The 5,382-nt window shown below is 69.5% G+C and carries 5 protein-coding genes and 1 pseudogene; 2 read left to right on the top strand and 4 right to left on the bottom strand.

What is annotated here, in order from left to right:
• Positions 1-116 (top strand): annotated as a pseudogene (locus E1165_RS30870) (transposase); the annotation flags it as partial.
• A gap of 7 nt (positions 117-123) precedes the next feature.
• Here E1165_RS30870 and E1165_RS27740 read toward each other — a convergent pair.
• The 4 genes from E1165_RS27740 to E1165_RS27725 form a co-directional block, all read right to left on the bottom strand.
• Positions 124-633, bottom strand: a complete 510-nt coding sequence (locus tag E1165_RS27740; RefSeq protein ID WP_132394655.1) for an SgcJ/EcaC family oxidoreductase — start codon at positions 631-633, stop codon at positions 124-126.
• A 154-nt stretch (positions 634-787) separates the two neighbouring features.
• Entirely contained in the window at positions 788-2,149 is a 1,362-nt protein-coding gene (locus E1165_RS27735) for a HAMP domain-containing sensor histidine kinase (RefSeq protein WP_207917061.1), read from the bottom strand.
• Positions 2,146-2,820 (bottom strand): response regulator transcription factor, encoded by a 675-nt coding sequence (locus tag E1165_RS27730; protein WP_132394654.1) that lies wholly within the window; start codon positions 2,818-2,820, stop codon positions 2,146-2,148. The genes E1165_RS27735 and E1165_RS27730 overlap by 4 nt, the downstream gene beginning before the upstream one ends.
• A 170-nt stretch (positions 2,821-2,990) precedes the next feature.
• Complete coding sequence (locus tag E1165_RS27725) at positions 2,991-3,584, bottom strand: DUF4386 domain-containing protein (RefSeq protein WP_132394653.1); 594 nt, start codon at positions 3,582-3,584, stop codon at positions 2,991-2,993.
• Positions 3,585-4,084: 500 nt separating this feature from the next.
• Here E1165_RS27725 and E1165_RS27720 point away from each other — a divergent pair, with 500 nt between their 5' ends.
• A complete protein-coding gene (locus E1165_RS27720; RefSeq protein WP_132394652.1) occupies positions 4,085-5,305 on the top strand; it encodes a cellulose binding domain-containing protein in 1,221 nt (406 codons plus the stop codon).
• Positions 5,306-5,382: the final 77 nt, after the last annotated feature.

The following is a 5,382-nucleotide window of genomic DNA, read 5'->3' as shown; positions in this document are numbered from 1 at the left end:
AGGACGCCGCCATCGGCGACTACATCCGCTGGCGCAACCAGCACGCCAGACCGAAAACCAGATTCGCCACCGGATCCAAGATCCGCCATCCGGATTACCCGTTCAAGGCTGCATGACGGGGCACTAGCTGCTTTCCGGCATGGCGGACGAGTGGTGGTTGACAATCATCCACTTGCCGTCGCGCAACTCGTAGACGTACGTGTACCGCGCCTCGACCTGCTGGCCAGTGGCGGCCAGCGTGAAGACGTATACGCCGGTGTCGACAGCGGTGTTCCTGTCGAGAATGCTTATGTACGACTGCTTGATCTCGCCCTGCGGCTTCTTCTCGAGGAAGTGTCCGAAATAGTCGACGAACTGCGCGCGGTTGGTGCGTACCTGGTTGGAGACCGTCGGCAGCAGTACGGCGTCGTTCGCGTACCGGTCCGCCACTACCTCCGGGTCGCCGGTGGCCAACGCCGCGTTCCACTCGGTGAAAAGGTTGGCGATCGTCTCCTTGGTCGGCTTCCGCTCATTGGACGCGGCCGCCTTCGAACGCTTGGCCTCGCCCGCGTCGGCCCAGGCGTACGCACCGGTTCCACCCACCAGTGCGGCGCCGACGGCACCGGTGACAACGATTCGGGCTGTCCTGCGCATTGCCCAACCCCTTCCTGTCGAGTTGCTTTGCGTAGACAACTATGGGTCAACGCGGTGTAGCAATCAGACAAGGCAGGGGAAGGGGAGAGGAAAGGTTCTGCCAGGAAAGGCTGACCGGAGTTTGTGTGACCCGACCACCATGACGAGAAACGGATCAGGCGGCGCGCAGGGCGATGCGCACCGCGACACCACCCGATGGAGACTCGCCGAGGTCCACCGTTCCGCCGTTGTCCACCACGAGCTGCTTGACGATCGCCAGTCCGAGGCCGAAGCCCGAGCGCCCCGGGCCCGCCGGCCCACGCCAGAACCGGTCGAACGCCCGTTCCCGTTCAGCGGGCGACAACCCGGGGCCGTCGTCCATCACGGTGGTCACGACCCGGCCCTCCTGCCGGCGGACGGACACCGTCACGACACCGTCGTTCGGTGAGAAGTCCAGCGCGTTGGAGAGCACGTTGTCCAGCACCTGCTCCAGGTGGCCGGGCGTGGCGAGCGCGAAGATGTCCGACGCCGGGGCGTCCAGGCGTAGCTCGACGGCCCGGTCGTCGGCGACCGCACGCCAGATCTCGAACCGTTCGGCCACCACGCGGTTGACCGGCACCCGTGCCACCGGGGCCACCTGGGCCTGGGCCTTCGCCAACGCCAGCAGGCCGTTGACGAGGCGCGTCATGCGGACGACCTCGGCCGTGGCCCGCTCGACGTCCTCGCGGGTCGTGGGGTCGTCGGTCCCGTCGGCGATGTTGTCCAACGCCAGCCGCAGTGCGGTCAGCGGCGTACGAAGCTGATGCGACGCGTCGGCGACGAACGCCCGTTGTGAGCGGATCAGCGCGTCGATCGTCTCGGTGGCGGTGTTGAGCGTACGCGCCAGCGTGCGCACCTCGGCGGGCCCGGACTCCTTGGCGCGCGCGGTCAGGTCGCCGTCACGGAGCACACTCGCCATCTCGTTGAGCTCCCGCAGCGGCCTGGTCAGGCGCCGTGCGAGCAGGCTGCCGAGCAGCGCCGCCACGATCAGCACCGCCCCGGCCAGCGCGGCGCGGAACATCCAGATCTGTTGGATCCGCGTGTCGACCGGCGCGGCGGGATAGCTGATCCGTACCGCGCCCACCACCTCGCCGTCGCCGCCGTGTGCCGGCACGGCGAGCACCAGGCCTTCGGCATCGAGTGCCGGGGCGTACCCCCAGCGTTGCCACTCCCGGCCCGCCAACGCGGCGGAGAAGGCCGCGTCGTCGCTGGCGACCGGTGTCGGCTGCGGGGCGGCCGGGCGCCTTCCGGCCAGCAGTACGTCCATGCGTCCCGGCGTCTGCCGCTCGAAGGCGTCGACCAGGCTGGCCAACGCCTGCCGCGACGGATCGTCATCCACGGCGAGCAGCCGGGCGCCCGTCTCCGCCTCTCGGCGTACCGCGCTCTCGGTGTCGCTCCGGAGCTGGCCTGTCAGCGTGACCGCCACCGGGATCGTGAAGCCGCCGATGGCGAGCGCGACCAAGAGGACATAGGTCGCCACGAGCTGGCGGACGATCATCGGATGGCCAGCCGGTACCCGACGCCGCGTACCGTCTCGATGGAGACGACGTCACCGAGCTTGCGGCGCAGTGCGGCGACGTGCACGTCGAGCGTCTTGGTGGAGCCGAACCAGTTCGCGTCCCACACCGCCTCCATGATCTGTTCCCGGGTGAACACGGCGCCCGGCTCCTCGGACAACAGCGTGAGCAGGTCGTACTCCTTGGGCGCGAGCGCGACCTCGACACCGTCGAGCGTCACCCGGCGGGCACGACGGTCGATCACCAGGCGCTGGGAGAGGACGACCTGGTCGGTCGTGCCTTCGGATGCGTCGGCGTTCGCCGTTGCCACGCGCCGCAGCACCGCCCGCATCCGGGCGACCACCTCCCGGATGCCGAACGGCTTCGACACGTAGTCGTCGGCGCCGATCTCGAGCCCGACCACCCGGTCGATCTCCTCCGAGCGGGCGCTGATGACGATGATCGGTACGCCGCTGCGAGACCGGAGGTGGCGACAGACGTCGAGGCCGTCGGTGTCCGGCAGACCGAGATCGAGCAGGACCAGATCCTGCCCGGACGCCGCCAACGCCTCGCCGCCGGTGCGGACCCAGTCCACCTCGAACCCGTACCGTGCCAGGCCACGCTTCAGCGACTCCGCGACCGAGTCGTCATCCTCCACCAGCAGCACGCGCACCGCACAATCCTGCCATGTGACCGATCACGGCTGACTGGAACTGAAAACGGATGCCAACTACCCCTTCCGGCACTGCGATCGGGTGCGGACGGGGAGTCATCAGGCGCCCTGGCCGCGAGCGTGGACGATGCGGTCGGGGTGGCGCGGGTGGGCTCGGCCGGTTCAGGTTGTCAGGATGCGGGGCGTTGCCGGGGGTGCCACAGCGGTAGGCGCCGGGGTGTGGGGCCGCCCGTCGCCCTCGCGGTGACGGGTGTCGGGAAACCCTTCGCGACGAGCAGGGCTCCGAGGGCGACCTCGAACAGGCCGCCAGGGATGGACAGCGCCATGCCGACGCGGTAGCCGAGCAGTTCCAGGATCGCCCCGACTAGGAAGACGGCATAGCCGACCAGCCCCCACCCTGCCAGGTGGCGGGGCACGAGCCGTGCGCGCGACAGCACCCGACAGAACAGCAGGCTGCCGAGCCCCAGCGCCATCATGGCGATCTGGAAGCAGTAGCGGTTGCCTTCTGTGGCCACGCGTGCCAGCGCGGCCAGGACGGTGCGGCTGTCCGCGGCGGCGTCGGCGTGCTCGTGCGCGAGTGGTATCAGGAGCAGCAGGAAGACGACTCCCGTGGCCAGCATGACCCCCTCGACGGTCCTCGCGACCAGGTACGCGTAGGCCGGGATCTCGTGGTGTGCCCGCAGGACGGGCAGTGCGATCACTCCGATGGTGACGACCGCGACGGAGTTGACCAGCATCAGCAGCGCGCCGGCCGACACCCGCATCGGGTTGTCGGCGACGTGGGACAGCGCATCCGTGCCGACGAGTTCGCGTTCGGGCTTGACCTGATCCTCGACGCGCTCGACAGGTCGATCGCCGGCGACAAGGTCGACCCCAACTCCTGACCGCCGGTCGGGCCGGCTGGCGGGAACGTGCCCCGATGTTGCGCGGTGAAGTCCCCGTTGACGCGCGGCCGCAGCCGCCCGGACCCGTGCATGCCGCGCTGTCCCCGCCGCCAGATCGACGCCGCCGGCCGCTGTCGCCCACCGAGGATAGTTTGATGTGCGTCGATTGACAGAAAGGCGTCCGACGGTAACACTACCGATACATCTGTCCGGCTACGGGAAGCGCTCACCACGCAAGAGGTTCCAGCGGCTCCGGCGGCCGACCACCTCTGTCCGCGGCGGCCGTCCGGGCTCATCCGGGAGCTGCCCTCGACTCCATCGCTGACCGTCCCTCGTGGCCGGGGTGAGCGGACCGAACACCGACAGGAAGAGGAGCCTCGATGCGTAAGGGGAGTGCCCGGGCAGTCACAGTGCTCGGCATGGCGGCGGTGATTGCGGGCACGGCGGGCGGTGCAGTCGCCGTGTCGGCGGGGGCGGCCACCACCGGTTGCCGGGTGGACTACGCGGTCAGCTCGCAGTGGCAGGGTGGGTTCGGAGCGAACGTCGCCATCACCAACCTCGGCGACCCGGTGTCTTCCTGGGCCCTGACCTGGAGCTTCCCGGCGGGGCAAACGGTCACCCAGGCGTGGAACGCCAGCGTGACCCAGAGCGGATCGGATGTCACGGCGAGGAACGTCGGTCACAACGGGTCGATCGGGGTGAACGGCACCGTGTCGTTCGGGTTCAACGGGGCCTGGAGCGGCAGCAACCCGGCGCCGGCCAGCTTCGCGCTCAACGGAGTGACCTGTACCGGCTCTGTCGGCGGTTCGCCCACGGCGAGCCCGACCAGCACGCCCAGCGCCATCCCCACCGCGTCGCCGACTCCCACCACACCACCGAATCCCACGCTCTCGCCGACGCCCGCTCCGTCACCCACCGCGTCCCCGCCGCCGGGCCGGCCCCCGCAGTGCTCCGGCAACTCGCCGATCGTCTGCCGCTTCGCGGTCTCCCCGGGCAACTACACGGTGACGGCGTGGATCGGCGACCGGGCCTCGGCGGGCAACACGTCGATGTCGGTGGAGGCCCGCCGGCGGCTTCTGCCGGCCGTCAGCACCGCGGCCGGCACGATCAGCGCATTTGTCTTCACCGTCAACGTACGACAGCCGGAGGGCCAGCCGACCGGGCAGGGTGGCAGCGGTAACCCCGGGTTGGACATCACCTTCGCCGGGTCCGCGCCGAGACTGTCCGGACTGACCGTCCAGGTAGCCAGCAACCCCCTCGGGGTTTACCTGGCCGGTGACTCCACGGTGTGCGACCAGCCGACCGCCCCGTACGCCGGTTGGGGGCAGCTCCTGCCCGTGCGGGTGTCGGCCGGTGCGGTGGTGGCCAACTACGGCGACTCGGGAGAAAGCTCGGCCAGCTTCCTGAGCAACTCGGCGCTGTTCCCCACCATGCGACCGCTGGTCAAGCGCAACGACCTGGTCTTCATCCAGTTCGGGCACAACGACAAGTCCACGACCGCGTCGGCCTTCCGCGGCAACCTCACCTCCATGGTCAACCAGGTGCGGGCCAGGGGGGTGTCCCTATGGGTTTGGTCAAGCCCCGGAGGGTGTCGACGTTAACCGGTGGGTGAGGTCGTCGAGGCAGGCGGTGAGGTCGGCGGTGGTGGACATTTCGTAGTGGGTGCTGGTGACGGTGC

The organism is Micromonospora sp. KC723 (genome assembly GCF_004348595.1).
GTDB lineage: Bacteria > Actinomycetota > Actinomycetes > Mycobacteriales > Micromonosporaceae > Micromonospora.
The sequence above is the reverse complement of the archived record's forward strand: the minus strand, read 5'-3'. Positions and strand labels throughout refer to the sequence as shown.

What these genes read in the sequence shown, in the direction of transcription:
- E1165_RS27740 (WP_132394655.1), bottom strand. Translation starts at nt 633, where the DNA reads ATGCGCAGGACAGCCCGAATCGTTGTCACCGGTGCCGTCGGCGCCGCA.
- E1165_RS27735 (WP_207917061.1), bottom strand. Translation starts at nt 2,149, where the DNA reads ATGATCGTCCGCCAGCTCGTGGCGACCTATGTCCTCTTGGTCGCGCTC.
- E1165_RS27720 (WP_132394652.1), top strand. Translation starts at nt 4,085, where the DNA reads ATGCGTAAGGGGAGTGCCCGGGCAGTCACAGTGCTCGGCATGGCGGCG.
- E1165_RS27725 (WP_132394653.1), bottom strand. Translation starts at nt 3,584, where the DNA reads ATGCGGGTGTCGGCCGGCGCGCTGCTGATGCTGGTCAACTCCGTCGCG.